Here is a 610-nt window from a genome sequence, read left to right on the forward strand (position 1 = left end):
CGGCCAGCTCGCCGATCAGCCGGGACCGGGCCCGGGCGGCGGAGTCGTCCGGCTCGGTGAACGTCGCCGGGGGAGCGGCCAGCCGGACCCCGTCGAAGACCGGCTCGACCAGCAGCTCCACCCGGGCGCTTCCGCGCGGCGGCACCGCCACCTCGACGCGGAACGCGCCGTCGTCGTACGTTACCGGGGCGTCGGCCCGGATTACGACCGCGACCGCCCGGTCAAGGCCGTCGCGCAGATAGGCCAAACGCAGTTCCGCCGCCGTCGGATCCCACCGGGCGCCGACCTCGCCGACCTGCAACCGTCGACCCGTCTCCGCCTCGCTGGTGTCGGCGAAGTCCGCCGCGACCCGAATCTGCAGCGCGAACTCCAGTGGCCGGGCGGCGTAGCTGACCACGGTGAACCGGGTCCGCAGTCCCGCTCCGACGAACCGCTCGGTCAGCAGGTACGCCGCTCGCGACGGCAGCTCCTCCCCGTTGCCCAGCTCCGCGTACGAGAGCTGGGCGTGTCCCCGCACGTTCCCGGTGGCGAACGGGACCGGCTCCCGGCCGTCGACGGTGATCCGTTCCCGGCTGAGCACCCGGGTGTTGCGGGCGAAGAAGCCCTGCGG

At 74.1% G+C, this 610-nt stretch carries 1 protein-coding gene; it reads right to left on the reverse strand.

Annotation, left to right across the window (positions count from 1 at the left end; translation table 11 throughout):
* The coding region (locus ONA70_RS36420; protein WP_265011013.1) for a glycogen debranching N-terminal domain-containing protein at positions 1 to 610 on the reverse strand (610 nt) is incomplete at both ends.

It is taken from the genome of Micromonospora yasonensis, assembly GCF_026013475.1.
In the GTDB taxonomy this organism is placed as follows: domain Bacteria; phylum Actinomycetota; class Actinomycetes; order Mycobacteriales; family Micromonosporaceae; genus Micromonospora; species Micromonospora yasonensis.